Here is a 15,535-nt window from a genome sequence, read left to right as displayed (position 1 = left end):
CGAATCTCCGTGACGAATACGGTAGGATTGAACAGCATTCGCTATGCGGATGACTTCGCGTGCCATTTTCCGAGCACCTCACGGAAGTGAAAGTGCCGGGGCAGTTGCGTCACGGTCCAATGGGTCGCAACGTCATGGCACCAGGGCCGAAAGGCACATTAACCGAGAAAACCGGGGGAAACCCCATGATCCCGCTCAGCGGGGAAAGGACGATGCAATGGCAATCGTCACCATGCGCCAGCTTCTGGAATCTGGCGTTCACTTCGGGCACCAGACCCGTCGTTGGAACCCGAAGATGAAGCGCTTCATCCTGACCGAGCGTAACGGCATCTACATCATCGACCTCGAGCAGACCATTGCCGATATCGATATCGCCTTCGACTTCGTCAAGGAAACCGTTGCACACGGCGGAACCATCCTCTTCGTCGGCACCAAGAAGCAGGCACAGGAAGCTGTCGCCGAGCAGGCACAGCGCGTTGGCATGCCCTATGTGAACCACCGCTGGCTCGGTGGTATGCTCACCAACTTCTCCACCGTTTCCAAGCGCCTCCAGCGTCTGAAGGAACTTGAGCAGATCGACTTCGATGATGTTGCCTCTTCCGGTCGCACCAAGAAGGAACTGCTTATGATGCGTCGCGAGAAGGACAAGCTCGCTCGCACCCTCGGCGGTATCCGCGATATGGCCAAGGTTCCTTCCGCAGTGTGGATCGTTGACCCCAAGAAGGAACACCTCGCTGTTTCTGAAGCTCGCAAGCTCAACATCCCGATCGTTGCCATCCTGGACACCAATGCTGATCCGGACGAGGTCGACTACCGCATTCCCGGCAACGACGACGCGATTCGCGCGGTTGCACTGCTGACCCGCGTGATTGCAGACGCAGTTGCTGAAGGCCTGCTTGCACGCAGCGCCGGCCGTAAGAATGCTTCTGAGGATTCCTCTGCAGTTGAGCCTCTGGCTGAGTGGGAGCGCGAGCTCCTCGAAGGTGAAGTTGCGGCTGACGAGTCCGCAGCAGAAGCCGTTGTCGAAGAGTCCGAAAAGCCTGCACAGGACTGAGCTGAGAAAGGAATTCAGTAATGGCTAATTTCACTGCCGCTGATGTGAAGGCTCTGCGCGAGAAGACCGGCGCAGGCATGATGGACGTCAAGAAGGCTCTCCAGGAAGCCGATGGCGATGCCGAGAAGGCTCTCGAGATCATTCGCCTCAAGGGCCTCAAGTCGCTGTCCAAGCGTGAAGGTCGTCAGGCATCTGCAGGCCTGCTTGCCGCTTCGGTTCAAGATGGCGTGGGTGTTATGGTTGAGGTCAACTCCGAGACCGACTTCGTCGCAAAGAACCAGAAGTTCATTGACTTCGCTAAGTCAGTACTCGAAGCTGCAGTCGCTTCTGGTGCTTCTGATGTCGACTCGCTGCTTGCAGCCCCCATGGCTGACTCCACCGTTAAGGAGCAGCTTGATGCAATGGCCGCAGTTATCGGCGAAAAGCTCGAGATCCGTCGCGTGATTCGTGTTGAGGGCGAGAACGTTGATCTCTACCTGCACCAGACCAGCCCCGACCTGCCCCCGCAGGTTGGCGTCTTCGTCGTCACCGACGCAGCTGGAGCAGGCGTTGCACACGATATCGCGATGCACGTCGCTGCCTACATGCCCGCTTACCTTGACCGCGACTCGGTCCCGGCCGATATCTTGGAAAAGGAACGCGCCACCCTCGAGAAGATCACCCTCGAGGAAGGCAAGCCCGAGAAGATCGTCCCCAAGATCGTTCAGGGACGTCTTGAGGCATTCTTCAAGGACAACTGCCTGGTCGATCAGGCATTTGCTCGCGATCCTTCAAAGTCCGTCGGACAGGTCCTGCGCGAGGCTGGTGCAAAGGTCACCCAGTTCGTGCGCGTCCACGTCGGCGCCTGATTTCGTGTGATGGCCCCGCTTCTGGCGGGGCCATCGCCCTATCTCTTTCGACTCAGCACATATTCAAAGGAGAAGAATTCATGCCAGCTGCTCGTCGTGTCCTGCTCAAACTCTCAGGTGAGGCTTTCGGCGGAGGTTCCGTCGGTCTCGATCCCACGGTAGTCCGCTCAATCGCAGAACAGATTGCAGATGCCGTTCACGCTGGGATCCAGGTTGCAGTCGTCGTTGGTGGCGGTAACTTTTTCCGTGGTGCTGAGCTCTCTCGGCAGGGGCTTGACCGCTCCCGCGCAGACTACATGGGAATGCTCGGAACCGTCATGAATGCCCTGGCGCTTCAAGACTTTATTGAGCAATCCGGTGTTCCGGCGCGTGTTCAGAGCGCGATTGCCATGCAGCAGGTCGCGGAACCTTACATTCCTCTGCGCGCAATCCGTCACTTGGAGAAAGGCCGTGTTGTTCTTTTCGGTGCTGGTGCGGGCCTTCCATATTTCTCCACCGATACTGTCTCTGCGCAGCGAGCCTTGGAAACTCATTGCGATGAACTGCTTGTCGCAAAGAATGGCGTGGACGGCGTCTATGATGACGATCCCCGCATTAACCCCGATGCGAAGAAACTTGACTTTGTCACCTACCAAGATGCCTTGAGTCGGGGCCTGAAAGTTGTCGATGCGGCAGCGTTTGCTCTTGGGCAGGAAAACGGTCTCACAATGCGCGTTTTCGGCATGTCCGAAGCTGGTAACGTTACTGCAGCGCTACGAGGCGAAAAAATCGGTACGCTTGTGCTCAGCGAATCACACTGAAAGGAACACTTCCGTGATTGATGACATCCTGCTCGAAGCAGAAGACAAGATGGATAAGACGGTCGAGGCTGCCCGCCACGAGTTTGGAAATATCCGTACTGGCCGCGCAAATGCCGGCATGTTTGAACAGCTCTTGGTGGACTACTACGGTGCCCCGACTCCCATGCAGCAACTTGCTTCTTTCCAGATTCCCGAGGCCCGCACGGTTCTGATTTCTCCTTTCGACCGCACCGCGACTCAAGAAATCATTAAGACCCTGCGCGAGTCGGATCTGGGCGTCAACCCGACCGATGATGGCAATGTTGTCCGTGTGGTTCTGCCTGCGCTGACTGAAGAACGCCGTAAGGAATACGTGAAGCAGGCTAAGAACAAAGCCGAAGACGCTCGCGTTTCTGTTCGTTCTATCCGTCGTAAGGCCAAGGAAGCTCTTGATCGCCTGAAGAAGGACGGCGACGCAGGTGAAGATGAGGTCGAACGCGCAGAGAAGGCTCTCGAATCCGTAACGAAGGCGCGAGTTGAGCTGATCGACAAGCTCTTGGCTACGAAGGAAAGCGAACTCCTGACAATCTGATGTCGGCTTCATCCCATCAACCGCGTCCCTCAGTGTTTTCGCGCGTCTTCTCTCCGGAGCCGCGCGAAAACACTCAGCCACTTGCACCCACCGGGCGTGCGGGTCGGAACCTTCCGGCAGCCATTTCTTCCGCTGTCGTGCTGATTGCTCTTCTTGTCGCTTCACTGCTTGTTGTTCAAGGTATTTTTGTCGCCTTTGTATGCTGCATTGCCCTCCTCGGTTTATGGGAGTTGGGTGGAGCCTTTGCTCGCGTGGGCACACGTCTTGCCATGGCGCCGCTGTATCTTGGCGCAATTGGGATGATGGTGTGCGCGTGGTTCTTGGGCCCCGAGGCCGTCACAATGGCGCTGTACTTGACGGTTTTTGCTGTCGTCGCATGGAGACTGGTTGATGCGCCGACTCCTTCCAGAATCACTGACATCATTGCGAGTGTCTTCAGTGCCGTTTACGTTCCTTTCTTGGCCTGCTTTGTTGTCCTCTTGCTGCGAGATTTTCGCTCGCCCGCGGTGATCGGTGTTTATGTCCTTATCACCGCCTTTAATGACATCGGTGGATGGCTTGCGGGAATTATGTTTGGTAAACACCCCATGGCACCGCGACTGTCTCCGAAGAAGTCATGGGAAGGCTTTATCGGCTCTTTGCTTTTTTGCATCCTCACGGGAATCGGCGGATTTATGCTGCTGGGCGCAACGTGGTGGTGGGGTGTTATTGCCGGTGTCTGTGGCTGTGTGTGTGCGACGATCGGGGACCTTACCGAATCTTTAATTAAGCGTGAGGTTGGGCTCAAAGATATGTCGGGATTGATCCCCGGGCACGGTGGTGTGCTTGATCGTATCGATTCACTGCTGATGACCGCCCCGGTTTTCTATGTGATCTTTATTTTCGCTTTGCGTTAAGTTCGCATCTGAATGAAAGCACTTGAGGGTGCATGCGACTAGGCTATGCACGGGGAGAGGAGGAGCAACGAATGAGCACAAGCAATCGAGTAAGACGAGAAGTTCGCCCGACAGACCAGTTACCTGAGGGTGCGACCTCGCCTGATGCGAAGCCTCGAGTTACTTTTACAGCGCGTCGGCGCGGTAAGGCTCCTCGCCACCTTGCAGATTTCGATCAGAAGGACCGCAAGGAGTTTGTGTCCGAGGCCGGACTTCCTTCCTTCCGCGCTGATCAGTTGTCGCGCCACTACTTTGAGCGTCATGTCAGCGATCCTGCCTTGATGACGGACATGCCAAAGAGCGCCCACGATCTTATTGCATCGACTCTCCTTCCCTCTCTCGTTCGTGAAGTTGCTGTTCTGGAAGCTGATGGCGGAGAAACACTCAAACACCTATGGGAGCTTTATGATGGCGCCCGTGTTGAATCTGTTTTGATGCGTTACACCGACCGTACGACGCTTTGCATCTCTTCCCAAGCTGGATGCGGTATGGGCTGTCCTTTCTGCGCTACAGGTCAGATGGGACTCACCCGAAATCTCTCAACCGCTGAGATTATTGACCAAGTGCGCGCTGCTCACCAGGCATGTGAAGAAGGGCAGGTTGGGGGCTCGCCAACACACCTGTCAAATGTGGTCTTCATGGGAATGGGGGAGCCTTTAGCGAACTACAAGGCAGTAGTCGCAGCCCTTCACCGCATCATCGATCCCGCACCTGCCGGTTTTGGGATGTCTGCACGGAACGTGACGGTTTCAACGGTCGGTTTGGTTCCCGCAATTGATCGTCTCTCTCAAGAAGGTCTGCCGGTGACTCTTGCGGTCTCACTGCACACCCCGGATGATGATCTTCGTGATGAGCTCATCCCCATTAACTCCAGATGGAAAGTGGGAGAGCTTCTGGATGCGGCACGTAGGTACTTTGTAGCTACTGGTCGGCGTATTTCTATCGAATACGCGCTGATTAAAGACATGAACGATCAGGTTTGGCGTGCTCAGTTGCTGGCAGATGAGCTCAACAAGAGAGGCAGGGGATGGGCACACGTCAATCCCATTCCTTTGAATCCCACCCCTGGTTCGATCTGGACCGCATCCACCCGTCGGGCGCAGGATGCATTTGTGAAGACGCTGCGAGACAATGGAATCTCGACAACGATTCGAGACACACGTGGTTCCGATATCGACGGGGCTTGCGGCCAGCTCGCAACGGCTGTTAATAACCGTGAGCGTGCACGTCAGAGTGCACGTGAGAATAGTGCATACGAAGAGGAGAAGTGATGGGCGACGCTTTCCCGACTACGGGAATCTTCCGGCGCGGTTACGGTAGGGATGCCGTAGATGAGTTCTTCATCGATGCTCGTCATGCATACGAAGGAGGGCTTCCGGCTGAACAGTTCAGTGCTGAACAGGTTCGTCAAGCGTCCTTCCCAAGGCAACGTAATGGCTATGACACCCAAGCGGTAGATGCGGCAATGAGTCGACTTGAAGCTGCTTTTGTTCAGCGTGACCGCGCCGACCATATCGCTGTTAATGGCGAAGGCGCTTGGTACGAAAAAGTAGCCGATCGTGCGACGACACTGTATCCGCGTCTGCTCCGCCCCTATGGACAGCGTTTTTCGCACCCTCGTTCGGGAATTGGCTACAACGCTGAGCAGGTCGATGACCTTTTGGATCAGATTGCAGCTTTCTTTGATGATCGTGAGGATCTGGCTGCTGACGATGTGCGGCATACGCTTTTCAAGTCCGCGCGTGGTAAAAAGGCCTATGCAATGGGTCCGGTCGATGCCTATCTAGGGCGCGCCGTTGAAATCCTTCTTTCAGTCAACTGACACATGAGTACACAGGTTGTTCTTCTTGGTTCTACGGGATCAATTGGTACACAGGCGCTTGAGGTTATTGACCAGCACCACGAAAATTTCGAAGTTGTTGCCCTGAGCGCTGGCGGCCGTTCTCTTGAGCTTTTGGCAGAACAATGCGTTCGTTATCGACCTCGGGTCGTTGGAATCCACGATGGTGATGCGCACAGGCTTGAGCGCCTGATTGCTGCGGCCGCTGGTGAAATTCCAGAGATTTTGGTCGGACCGGATGCTTCATCACAAATTGCGGGGTCCTTCCCTCGCGCAGTCGTCCTCAACGGTATTACCGGCGGTGTCGGACTTGGTCCCACCCTTACTGCCCTCGAGGCCGGATCGACTCTTGCCTTGGCAAATAAAGAATCTCTGGTTGTTGGTGGGCCTCTAGTCCGGCGTGCAATGAAGCGTGATGGGCAAATTGTCCCTGTCGATTCAGAACACTCGGCCATTGCCCAGTGTCTCGCCAGTGGAGTTCACGAAAAAGGCTTGACCGCACAGCGAGTCACCGGCAAGAGCGAGCTTGCGCAATTGGTGCTCACGGCCTCGGGAGGGCCTTTTAGGGGGAAGAAACGTGCTGATCTGGCGGAAGTAACCCCGCAGCAGGCGCTGGCGCACCCAACGTGGAATATGGGACCCGTTGTCACCATTAACTCATCCACTCTGGTTAATAAAGGCCTAGAACTCATCGAGGCACATCTTCTGTTCGATGTTCCGGCCTCGGATATTGTCCCAGTCGTTCATCCTCAGTCCATCGTCCACTCGATGGTGACTTGGAAGGACGGGGCGACGATTGCGCAAGCCTCACCCCCCGATATGAAGCTTCCTATCGCATTGGGATTGACATGGCCCAAGCGGCTTCCAGATATCGAAAAACCGGTGGATTTCCTTCAGCGACAAGAATGGACTTTTGAGCCGGTTGATTCCCAAACATTCCCAGCAATCAATCTGGCACGAGCGGCTGTTAGTGAATCTCCGACCCATCCGGCTGTGTACAACGCTGCAAACGAAGTTTTCGTTGAGGCATTTCTACGCGGAGAGCTTGCGTATCTGTCGATCGTGGATCTTCTTGAGGAGGTTCTGGCCGAGCACCAAGGCATCGATGAGCCTACGCTGGACGATATTCTTGGCGCCCAAGAGTGGGCCAAAGCTTCTGCTCGTTCTCGCATTATGTGAGAGGAAAGAAAAGGTTTTTCGTGGGAATTATTGGTGTTCTCGTCATCGTCGTGGGGTTGTTGATCTCTGTCGCACTTCACGAATGCGGCCATATGATTCCTGCAAAAAAATTTGGCGTTTACGTTCCTGAGTTTGCTGTCGGTTTTGGACCTCAGATTTTTGGCGTCAAAAAAGGGGAGACAACCTATTCTCTTCGAGCGATTCTTTTGGGTGGCTACGTCCGGTTGGTAGGGATGTTTGCACCGGCTCGCGACGGGGTGAAAACGACGAATCGACGCGGGAAACCGACCCTTGCACAGGAAGCTCGCGAGGCCAGTATAGAAGAAATTCCGGAAGGCTACAGCTCTCGCGCATTTTATCTTCTTCATCCCGCACAGAAGATCATCGTCATGATCAGTGGTCCTCTGGTCAATCTGTTCCTTTCGATTCTCTTCCTATCGATTGCTCTGGTTGGGATTGGAATTCCCAAAGCCTCTTTGACCCTGAGCGAGGTTCCCCAGCAGTTGACTACCCAGGGGGCCACTATCGATGCGCCGGCGTACGCCGCAGGTATTCGAGCGGGGGATACGATCACGGGAGTCAACGGTAGCGCCGTGACCTCGTGGGAGCAGATGCGTCAAAGCATTGCAGGCTCACAGGGCAGTATCGATATTGACTACCTGCGAAATGGCCAACTTTTCCATGTGAAAGTTGATCCGTTGCGATCGGGAGATAGCGTCAGCATTGGTGTCATTGCGGGGACTGAATATCAAGCCGCCGGCGTAGGAACTGTCGCCTCCGCCGTAGGGGAGACCTTTACCGGCACAGTGAGCGTTGTTGCCCGCCTACCAATTGCCCTGTGGGATGTTGGCCGTTCGATTTTTACGGGTGCACCCCGTGATTCGGGTGGCGTCATGTCGGTTGTCGGTATCGGCAGGATTGCTGCAGATGCAACGTCGTCTGATGTCACGGCAAGTAGCGGTGGCTGGATGCGATCGGCGGCGCTATTACTGTCGATTCTGGCTTCTCTCAACATGGCGCTCTTTGTGTTTAATCTTCTTCCTTTCCCGCCGCTCGATGGAGGACATATCGTTCCGGCAATCTATGAATGGATTCGGCGAGGCCTTGCTCGGGTACGTGGAAGGAACGTGCCGCCACCGGTCGATACTGCGCGGCTCATGCCACTGACATACGCGATGGGCACCATCTTGGTAGCGATGACGGTTCTGCTGATGATTGCAGATATTGTCGTTCCAATCAGCCTGCAATAGGCTGCTCACAGCATTGCGAGCTTTCATCGGTTTCATCAGCGTCTGGTTGGCCCGGGTGCCAGCTGCATACAAGTGGGAGATAATGACAAGGTGACTGAAATTAACTTAGGGATGCCCAGCGTCCACGAAGCTCCTTTTCCGCGCCGCAAGACTCGTCAAATCATGGTGGGGGATGTGCCTGTTGGCGGGGGTGCTCCCGTTTCTGTTCAGTCGATGACCACAACGAAGACCCACGATATCGGCGCAACGCTGCAGCAGATTGCAGAGCTCACCGCTGCGGGCTGTGACATTGTTCGTGTCGCCTGCCCGACCGATAAGGATGCTGAAGCGCTGCCGATTATTGTTAAGCAATCGCGTATTCCCGTTATTGCTGATATTCACTTCAACCCGAAGTATGTTTTTGCAGCGATTGAGGCCGGTTGCGGTGCGGTTCGTGTGAACCCCGGAAATATTCGTAAGTTCGATGATCAGGTCAAGGAAATTTGCCGCGCTGCTTCCGATCATGGAACCTCGCTACGTATTGGTGTGAATGCGGGTTCTTTGGATCCGCGTCTTCTTAAGAAGTACGGTCGTGCGACCCCCGAAGCACTTGTTGAATCAGCGGTCTGGGAAGCATCGCTCTTTGAAGAGAACGACTTCCATGATTTCAAGATTTCGGTTAAGCACCACGATGTTTTGACCATGATTCAGGCCTACCGTTTGCTCTCTGAAAAGGGCGATTGGCCGCTTCACCTTGGTGTGACCGAGGCCGGGCCGGCCTTTCAGGGAACCATTAAGTCCTGCGCGGCTTTCGGTGTGCTTTTGGCTGATGGTATTGGCGATACGATCCGTGTTTCTCTTTCTGCACCTCCTGTTGAAGAGGTCAAGGTCGGTACGAAGCTCTTGGAATTCATGGGCCTACGTGAGAAGACCCTCGAGATTGTTTCCTGTCCGTCCTGTGGGCGTGCGCAGGTTGATGTCTGGACGCTGGCAGAAAATGTCACTGAAGGCCTCAAGGATCTGACTGTTCCCCTTCGCGTTGCCGTCATGGGCTGCGTTGTGAATGGGCCAGGCGAGGCTCGTGAGGCAGACCTCGGTGTGGCCTCGGGCAATGGCAAGGGACAGATCTTCATCCGTGGGGAGGTCGTCGAAACCGTTCCTGAAGATGACATTGTCCCAACCCTCATTAAGCATGCGAACCTGCTTGCTGAAGAAATGGGACTTGAAGAAGGTGAAGGATCTGTCGAGGTTCTTCCGGTTATTCGATAAAGGCACCAACCGCGAAAAATTCACGTATCCTTCCGTATAAGAACATTGAATGTAACAGCCTGATCAAAGGGGATTTGTTATGAAGATTCGTACCGTAGCTGCTCTGGGGGTCCTGGGCTGTGCTGGCGCAATTTACGCGACGGGTTTTCCGCGTCGTATTGGACTGACTCGTTCCGAGGCCTCGGTTTCCCTTCCCGGTGATCTTGAGCTTCCCAATGCCGATGTCGTCGTTGATCGTGCGGTAGAGATTGACGCACTGCCGACTCGCGTGTGGGAAGTCATCGATGCTGCTTTTGAAGAGGATGAGGACGGTCGTGTCCTGATCCGCCAGGAGGGCGATTGCCTGGTGATCCGCGTTCCCGCCCCGGGACGCAATTTGGAGTGGGAAGACGAAGTGGATGAGTACACCGGTACTTGCACTTTTGCTCTTCTTCCCGAGGCCAATGGCCGTACCCGCCTTCACCTGCGTGAGCGCCACCAGGCTAGCGAGTCGACTCCGCTCTGGCGCCTCTGGGCTGGCGTGTGTGCCGAGTCCTACTCAACCATGTCGATGCTGCGTGATTTGAAAGAAGCAGCAGAGGCTTTGTGAGCTGAACAATAGTCCACGGCGGGTGCAGGCTTCGTGCCTGTGCCCGCTGTGCTTTAGGATTGAGGTGTGTTAAGAACTCTTTCCTCTTTCTTCCTGCGCACGCTGCGCGAAGATCCGGCTGATGCCGAAGTTGTTTCCCATAAGCTCCTTGTCCGTGCGGGCTACATTCGTCGTACTGCCCCCGGTATCTACACGTGGCTTCCTCTTGGCCTGCGTTTGTTGCGCAAGGTAGAGGCAATTGTTCGTGAAGAGATGGACCGTATCGGTGCCCAGGAAGTCCACCTTCCTGCACTTCTTCCTGCAGAGCCCTACAAGGCGACCGATCGCTGGGATGAATATGGCCCGACCCTGTTTAAGCTGCAAGACCGTAAGGGCGGGGACTACCTCTTGGCTCCTACCCACGAGGAGATGTTCACCCTCTTGGTGAAGGATCAGTACTCCTCGTACAAGGACCTGCCTCTGACGATCTACCAGATTCAGACGAAGTATCGTGATGAAGCCCGTCCGCGCGCGGGTCTGATCCGCGGCCGTGAGTTCATCATGAAGGATGCATATTCCTTCGATATTGATGATGCTGGTCTGGATGCTGCTTACCAGAATGAGCGCGATGCCTACGAGCGCATCTTTAAGCGTCTGGGCTTGGAGTACGTCATTGTTTCCGCTATGTCGGGTGCCATGGGTGGTTCTCGTTCCGAGGAATTCCTTCACCCCAGCCCGATCGGTGAGGATACTTTCGTGCGCTCTCCAGGAGGCTACGCCGCCAACGCCGAGGCCGTGGTGACGCCTGCTCCGCAGCCGCTTCCGTTCGATGGCATTCCCGAATCTGAGATGCGCGAAACTCCTAATGCGCCGACTATCGAGGCCTTGGTTGAGCGCTCCAATGAGCTTTACCCCCGTGATGATCGCCCGTGGCAAGCCTCGGATACATTGAAGAGCTTCGTTGTCACGCTCACGCACCCTGACGGTGAGCGTGAGGTTGTCCTCTTGGGTGTGCCCGGTGATCGTGATGTCGATATGAAGCGTCTCGAGGCTTCGGTCGCGCCAGCAGAAGTTGAGATGGCCGGTCCGGAAGATCTGGCAAAGCACCCTGAGTTGGTTCCCGGTTACATCGGTCCCATGGCTGCAGGACCGAATTCACCTGCTCGCCACCTTGATGAGGATGGTAATCCTGTGGGTGGTATTCGCTTCTTGGTTGATCCTCGCGTGGTTGATGGAACCACGTGGATCGCTGGTGCAAATACTCCCGGAAAGCACGTGTACTGGCTGACGATGGGGCGCGATTTTACCGCCGACGGTACCATCGAGGCCGCCGAGGTCCGCGAGGGCGATCAGGCTCCAGATGGCTCTGGTCCGCTTCACTTGGAACGCGGTATTGAAGTTGGTCATATCTTCCAGCTTGGCCGCAAGTACGCAAAGTCTTTGGGCCTGACTGTTCTCGACCAAAATGGCAAGAGCCAGGTGGTCACCATGGGCTCATACGGCATTGGTGTTTCGCGCGTCCTAGCCGCACTTGCTGAATCCAATAGCGACGAGCGTGGTCTGGCATGGCCTGCGAATATTGCACCATTCGATGTTCACGTTCTTGCTACGGGTAAGACGGACGAGGTTTTCGAGGCCGCTGAGTCGATCTCATCGGCATTGGACCGTGATGGCTTTGATGTCCTCTTTGATGATCGCCGCAAGGTATCTGCCGGTGTGAAGTTTGCCGATGCCGAACTGGTCGGTCTTCCGATTGCGGTTGTTATTGGCCGCGGTTTGGCAGAAGGAAAGGTCGAGATTCGTCTGCGTGCAAATGGTGAATCTTTCGAGGTTCCGCTTGACTCTGCGGTTGAGCGTATCGAGCAGCTTCATCGTGAGCTGATGGGGGAGGGCAAGTAAATGGCTCTGCGTGAGATCCGTGTGATCGGTGATCCGGTCCTTCGAACCCCCTGTGATCCCATTACTGATATCGATGCTTCGGTGAAGGCGTTGGTCGAAGACTTGCTTGAGACTGTTGATATGGATGGTCGTGCAGGTCTTGCGGCAAACCAAATCGGTGTGGGGCTGCGTGCGTTCTCCTACAACATTGATGGAGAGATCGGCTACGTTCTGAACCCGAAGATTGTTGAGCTCAGCAAGGATGAGTATCAGGACGGTGATGAAGGCTGTCTGTCTGTTCCCCAGCTCTGGTTCCCCACGCAGCGTGCGTGGTATGCCCGCTGCGAAGGTGTTGACTTGGATGGAAAGCCAGTAGTTATTGAGGGTGAAGAGCTGATGGCTCGTTGCATTCAGCATGAGTGTGATCACCTTGATGGCATGCTCTATATTGACCGACTGGATCGCAAGACGCGTAAACGCGCTCTGCGTGAAATTCGCGAGGCAAACTATTAAAAGACAGATGTCGAACTGATCTTTGCGCAACTGCGGCGGATCCCACGTGATCCGCCGCAGTTTTGCGTTAGTATGTACATACACCGTTTGCTGTGGCATTGGATTGAGGGCGTAGGGGAAGACGATCCTCAAACACAGGAGGCCACAATGCGAGGGTCCTATACCCGCGGTGTACTTTTTGTACACTCAACGCCGCCCGCTCTTTGTCCGCACATCGAGTGGGCTGTCGGTGCTGCCTTGGGAAGCGAAGTTCACCTTCAGTGGACCCCCCAAGAGGCGGCCCCGGGAATGCTCCGCTGCGAATACTCCTGGGTGGGAAGTGCCGGTACGGGAGCCCGCTTGGCCTCGGCACTACGCGGCTGGGAGCACCTGCGCTACGAGGTCACCGAAGAAGCCAGCCCCTCTTGCGATGCAGGACGCTGGTCGCATACGCCGTCATTGGGCATTTTCCATGCGCAGATGGACAGCGTTGGCAATGTCGTCGTTCCCGAAGACCGCGTGCGTGCAGCTATCGAAAAGGCAAGTTCCTATGAAGAACTGCGTGAAGGCCTCGATCTGGCTTTGGGCCAGGCGTGGGATGATGAGCTGGAGCCCTTCCGTCATGCAGGAGCAGGAGCGCCTGTTCGCTGGCTCAACCGCGTAGGCTAATGATCTATGGGTACTATCGGTGACCTTTTAGGCGATGCGCTGGGACAGGCATTAGCCTCGAACTCTGAAGCTGCGCCCATTGAGGCAATTGAAGGGGCACGTGAGCAGGCTGTAGAGGAACGCGCTAAGCATGTGCGTCAGGTTGTACAGGATGCGCTTGTTTCAAACGCTTCAGTAGTTCCAGAGAATATCGATGATGCATGCTTATTGAGCGCGCTTGATCTGGACACCTTATCTCTGTATGCCGCTGTTTCAACCGTCGAGCATGAACTGGCTATCAGTATCCCGGATGCCGTGGTGTCCCAATGGGTGACCGTTGGAGATATTGCGAGCAGTGTCGGTGAGCTGGTGAGGTAGTCTCAAACTTCTGACCTAGAATGGTGTTATTGTCTGCGACCACACCAACTCAAGGAGAATCACAGGTGGCACGAATCGAAGAGGATCTGCTGGGTACGCGAGAAGTTCCTGATGATGCATACTGGGGAATCCATACGCTTCGCGCCCTTGAGAACTATCAAATCAGTGGACGGACAATTAACCAAGTTCCTGAGATGATCCGCGCAATCGTCCAGGTAAAAAAGGCCTGTGCTCTGGCAAATCGCGAACTTCACGTGATCAGCGCTAAGACCGCAGAGGCTATTGTTGCGGCTTGTGACGATATATTGACTAATGGAACCTGCATGGATCAATTTCCGATTGATCAATTCCAAGGTGGCGCGGGTACCAGCGTCAATATGAATGCCAATGAGGTCATCGCGAATCGCGCACTGGAGATGCTGGGGCTTCCTCGCGGTGATTATGACGTGATCAACCCCAATGACCATGTGAATCATTCACAGTCGACGAACGATGCCTATCCGACTGCGTTCCGCTTGGCACTTCACGGAAAGATCGAGAGGCTTCGCAGGGCTGTGGAGGATCTTGCCGATGCCTTCGCAGCCAAGGGCGATGAATTCCGTGATGTGCTGACCATGGGTCGTACTCAGCTGCAGGATGCGGTGCCAATGACGCTTGGGCAGGAAATGTCGGCCTTCGCAGTTACGCTTCGTGAGGAAGATCCGCGTCTTGAAGTGAATGCAGAGCTTCTCCTCGAAACAAACTTGGGTGCAACGGCGATCGGTACGGGGCTAAATACCCCTACTGGTTATCAGGACGTTGTTGTCCGTCACCTGCGTCGCATTACCGGCTCTCGAGTTAAGGCTGCGACCCATTTGGTTGAGGCAACTTCCGACACCGGTGCATATGTGTCCATGCATGCAGCGATTAAGCGCACAGCCGTGAAACTGTCGAAGATCTGTAATGATCTTCGTTTGCTTGCTTCGGGGCCACGCGCCGGTTTGAATGAAATTAATCTTCCTGAGATGGCTGCAGGTTCGTCGATCATGCCTGCAAAGGTGAATCCGATTATTCCCGAGGTCGTCAACCAAGTGTGCTTTAAGGTCATCGGAAATGACCAAACTGTGACAATGGCTGCTGAAGCTGGCCAGCTTCAGTTGAATGTCATGGAGCCTGTTATTGCGCAAGCAACCTTCGAATCCATCGATCTTCTTGTGAATGCGTGCGACACTCTTCGTGAGCGCTGCGTCAATGGAATCACGGCAAATGCTCAGGTTTGCCGCTCCTACGTTGAGAATTCTATTGGTATTGTTACGTACTTCAATGATGTGATCGGGCACCACCTCGGTGATGTTGTGGGTAAGCGCGCTGCTGCAGAGGGGAAGACCGTCCGCGAAGTGATTGCAGAGATGGGATTGCTTTCGGATGAAGAGGTCGAGGCGATTCTTTCGCCGGAAAACCTTGCGAACCCTCATTACCGAGGCGCACAGGTCGATTGATCTTCTTGTTCAGTTTGGGAGCGGGAGATTAGCTCTCTCGTCCCAAACCAGGTGGGCTCCTAAATTGGTGGTTATTTCAGGATGAAATAATCGCCGATTTGGCTATATCCTGATTGTCTGCTTCAACGCGGATAAATGCTTGATTTACCTCTGTCACCGCATGCGATATACCTGCAGCAGCGAATACTATCTGATCGGCTAGATTGTTCATTTCACCAATCAATGAATCGAGTATCTCCTGGCTGGTGCCAGCAGCTGGGATAGATGAGAGTCGTGTTTTTGCCGCGCTTTCTCCGGCGTCATCAGCTTTTTTCGCAGCTTGAGCCACGTATTCTGGATGCCATTCGATATCCTGAGACACCTTACCT

Annotated in this window: 17 protein-coding genes; 16 read left to right on the top strand and 1 reads right to left on the bottom strand. The window is 54.9% G+C overall.

Features of this window, described 5'->3' with window-relative positions; genetic code table 11:
- Positions 1-217 precede the first annotated feature (217 nt).
- The 16 genes from rpsB to aspA all read left to right on the top strand — a co-directional run bounded on the left by rpsB (position 218) and on the right by aspA (position 15,167).
- Positions 218-1,054, top strand: coding sequence for a 30S ribosomal protein S2 (gene rpsB / locus KHW85_RS02050; protein ID WP_178706255.1), 837 nt, complete (start codon positions 218-220; stop codon positions 1,052-1,054).
- Between the two features lie 20 nt (positions 1,055-1,074).
- Positions 1,075-1,902 carry a translation elongation factor Ts gene (gene tsf / locus KHW85_RS02045; protein WP_178706258.1) on the top strand — a complete coding sequence of 276 codons (828 nt, stop codon included), beginning with the start codon at positions 1,075-1,077 and terminating at the stop codon, positions 1,900-1,902.
- 80 nt (positions 1,903-1,982) lie between these two features.
- A complete protein-coding gene (gene pyrH, locus KHW85_RS02040; RefSeq protein ID WP_009748073.1) occupies positions 1,983-2,702 on the top strand; it encodes a UMP kinase in 720 nt (239 codons plus the stop codon).
- Between the two features lie 13 nt (positions 2,703-2,715).
- Complete coding sequence (gene frr / locus KHW85_RS02035) at positions 2,716-3,273, top strand: ribosome recycling factor (RefSeq protein ID WP_291458605.1); 558 nt, start codon at positions 2,716-2,718, stop codon at positions 3,271-3,273.
- Positions 3,273-4,169 carry a phosphatidate cytidylyltransferase gene (locus KHW85_RS02030; RefSeq protein WP_291458603.1) on the top strand — a complete coding sequence of 299 codons (897 nt, stop codon included), beginning with the start codon at positions 3,273-3,275 and terminating at the stop codon, positions 4,167-4,169. The genes frr and KHW85_RS02030 overlap by 1 nt, the downstream gene beginning before the upstream one ends.
- A 71-nt stretch (positions 4,170-4,240) precedes the next feature.
- Positions 4,241-5,479 carry a 23S rRNA (adenine(2503)-C(2))-methyltransferase RlmN gene (rlmN, locus tag KHW85_RS02025; RefSeq protein ID WP_291458602.1) on the top strand — a complete coding sequence of 413 codons (1,239 nt, stop codon included), beginning with the start codon at positions 4,241-4,243 and terminating at the stop codon, positions 5,477-5,479.
- Positions 5,479-6,030 (top strand): DivIVA domain-containing protein, encoded by a 552-nt coding sequence (locus KHW85_RS02020; protein ID WP_178706266.1) that lies wholly within the window; start codon positions 5,479-5,481, stop codon positions 6,028-6,030. The genes rlmN and KHW85_RS02020 overlap by 1 nt, the downstream gene beginning before the upstream one ends.
- A gap of 3 nt (positions 6,031-6,033) precedes the next feature.
- Positions 6,034-7,227 (top strand): 1-deoxy-D-xylulose-5-phosphate reductoisomerase, encoded by a 1,194-nt coding sequence (gene dxr / locus KHW85_RS02015; protein ID WP_291458600.1) that lies wholly within the window; start codon positions 6,034-6,036, stop codon positions 7,225-7,227.
- A 20-nt stretch (positions 7,228-7,247) separates the two neighbouring features.
- Positions 7,248-8,477 (top strand): M50 family metallopeptidase, encoded by a 1,230-nt coding sequence (locus tag KHW85_RS02010; protein WP_291458599.1) that lies wholly within the window; start codon positions 7,248-7,250, stop codon positions 8,475-8,477.
- Positions 8,478-8,588: 111 nt separating this feature from the next.
- Positions 8,589-9,725 (top strand): flavodoxin-dependent (E)-4-hydroxy-3-methylbut-2-enyl-diphosphate synthase, encoded by a 1,137-nt coding sequence (ispG, locus tag KHW85_RS02005; RefSeq protein ID WP_019127067.1) that lies wholly within the window; start codon positions 8,589-8,591, stop codon positions 9,723-9,725.
- A 79-nt stretch (positions 9,726-9,804) separates the two neighbouring features.
- Complete coding sequence (locus KHW85_RS02000) at positions 9,805-10,314, top strand: hypothetical protein (protein WP_291458598.1); 510 nt, start codon at positions 9,805-9,807, stop codon at positions 10,312-10,314.
- A 66-nt stretch (positions 10,315-10,380) separates the two neighbouring features.
- Positions 10,381-12,192, top strand: a complete 1,812-nt coding sequence (locus KHW85_RS01995) for a proline--tRNA ligase (RefSeq protein ID WP_291458596.1) — start codon at positions 10,381-10,383, stop codon at positions 12,190-12,192.
- Positions 12,193-12,684, top strand: coding sequence for a peptide deformylase (def, locus tag KHW85_RS01990; RefSeq protein ID WP_291458595.1), 492 nt, complete (start codon positions 12,193-12,195; stop codon positions 12,682-12,684).
- Positions 12,685-12,831: 147 nt separating this feature from the next.
- Positions 12,832-13,332: a DUF3145 domain-containing protein gene (locus tag KHW85_RS01985; protein ID WP_009748084.1), complete on the top strand. Its 501-nt coding sequence runs from the start codon at positions 12,832-12,834 to the stop codon at positions 13,330-13,332.
- 6 nt (positions 13,333-13,338) lie between these two features.
- A complete protein-coding gene (locus tag KHW85_RS01980) occupies positions 13,339-13,689 on the top strand; it encodes an acyl carrier protein (protein ID WP_291458594.1) in 351 nt (116 codons plus the stop codon).
- A 65-nt stretch (positions 13,690-13,754) separates the two neighbouring features.
- Positions 13,755-15,167 carry an aspartate ammonia-lyase gene (gene aspA / locus KHW85_RS01975; protein WP_291458592.1) on the top strand — a complete coding sequence of 471 codons (1,413 nt, stop codon included), beginning with the start codon at positions 13,755-13,757 and terminating at the stop codon, positions 15,165-15,167.
- Between the two features lie 76 nt (positions 15,168-15,243).
- On the opposite strand, the gene KHW85_RS01970 is transcribed toward aspA, so the two are convergent.
- Complete coding sequence (locus KHW85_RS01970; RefSeq protein ID WP_291458591.1) at positions 15,244-15,528, bottom strand: hypothetical protein; 285 nt, start codon at positions 15,526-15,528, stop codon at positions 15,244-15,246.
- Positions 15,529-15,535: the final 7 nt, after the last annotated feature.

Source organism: Actinomyces sp. oral taxon 181 (assembly GCF_018370895.1).
Taxonomy (GTDB): domain Bacteria; phylum Actinomycetota; class Actinomycetes; order Actinomycetales; family Actinomycetaceae; genus Pauljensenia.
The sequence above is the reverse complement of the archived record's forward strand: the minus strand, read 5'-3'. Positions and strand labels throughout refer to the sequence as shown.

Bases quoted from the DNA above. Each gene is read 5' to 3' on its own strand.
- KHW85_RS01980 (WP_291458594.1), top strand. From the start codon at position 13,339: ATGGGTACTATCGGTGACCTTTTAGGCGATGCGCTGGGACAGGCATTA.
- rpsB (WP_178706255.1), top strand. From the start codon at position 218: ATGGCAATCGTCACCATGCGCCAGCTTCTGGAATCTGGCGTTCACTTC.
- def (WP_291458595.1), top strand. From the start codon at position 12,193: ATGGCTCTGCGTGAGATCCGTGTGATCGGTGATCCGGTCCTTCGAACC.
- KHW85_RS02030 (WP_291458603.1), top strand. From the start codon at position 3,273: ATGTCGGCTTCATCCCATCAACCGCGTCCCTCAGTGTTTTCGCGCGTC.
- KHW85_RS02000 (WP_291458598.1), top strand. From the start codon at position 9,805: ATGAAGATTCGTACCGTAGCTGCTCTGGGGGTCCTGGGCTGTGCTGGC.
- dxr (WP_291458600.1), top strand. From the start codon at position 6,034: ATGAGTACACAGGTTGTTCTTCTTGGTTCTACGGGATCAATTGGTACA.
- KHW85_RS02020 (WP_178706266.1), top strand. From the start codon at position 5,479: ATGGGCGACGCTTTCCCGACTACGGGAATCTTCCGGCGCGGTTACGGT.
- pyrH (WP_009748073.1), top strand. From the start codon at position 1,983: ATGCCAGCTGCTCGTCGTGTCCTGCTCAAACTCTCAGGTGAGGCTTTC.
- KHW85_RS01985 (WP_009748084.1), top strand. From the start codon at position 12,832: ATGCGAGGGTCCTATACCCGCGGTGTACTTTTTGTACACTCAACGCCG.
- rlmN (WP_291458602.1), top strand. From the start codon at position 4,241: ATGAGCACAAGCAATCGAGTAAGACGAGAAGTTCGCCCGACAGACCAG.
- ispG (WP_019127067.1), top strand. From the start codon at position 8,589: ATGCCCAGCGTCCACGAAGCTCCTTTTCCGCGCCGCAAGACTCGTCAA.
- tsf (WP_178706258.1), top strand. From the start codon at position 1,075: ATGGCTAATTTCACTGCCGCTGATGTGAAGGCTCTGCGCGAGAAGACC.